The organism is Mesorhizobium sp. M1365 (assembly GCF_040317865.1).
Taxonomy (GTDB): domain Bacteria; phylum Pseudomonadota; class Alphaproteobacteria; order Rhizobiales; family Rhizobiaceae; genus Mesorhizobium.
The window spans coordinates 1-604 of sequence record NZ_JAMYLG010000118.1; the positions used below are offsets into that span (position 1 = coordinate 1).

Annotated in this window: 1 protein-coding gene; it reads left to right on the plus strand. The window is 62.6% G+C overall.

Annotation, left to right across the window (positions count from 1 at the left end):
* The coding region (locus tag NKH04_RS33145; protein WP_353045616.1) for an integrase core domain-containing protein at positions 1-604 on the plus strand (604 nt) is incomplete at both ends.

Genomic DNA, 604 nt, shown 5'->3' on the forward strand with positions numbered 1-604 from the left:
GAGTTCAGGCTCGGCAACGGTAGCTACTGTTACCCCCTGACGGTCACCGACCAGATCTCGCGCTATGTGCTCGCCTGCGAAGCGCTTGAATCGACAAAGGAGACGCCGGTCATCGAGGCCTTCGTGCGGCTGTTCAGGGAGCGCGGCCTGCCCGCCGCCATCCGCTCCGACAACGGGCTCCCTTTCGCTTCGCCTAACGGCCTCTACAATCTCTCGCGCCTGTCGGTGTTCTGGCTCAGGCTCGGCATCGTCATCGAGCGCATCCAGCCGGGCAACCCGCAACAGAACGGCCGCCACGAGCGCATGCATCTGACCTTAAAGAAAGAGACGACCAGGCCGCCCGGCATGAACATCCTCCAGCAGCAGGCGAGGTTCGACGCTTTCATCAGCGAATTCAATGAGGAAAGGCCACACGAGGCGCTCGCCATGCGCACCCCGGCCGAGCTCTACACGCCGTCCTCAAGAGCCTATGACGGCCTGCCGGAACTGGAATACCCCTTCCACGACCGCGACATCCTGGTTACCGCTTGCGGCCGCATCTGCATGCACAGGAAGAAGATCAACGTCTCGACCGTGCTCGCCGGTCAGAGGCTGGGAATCAAGG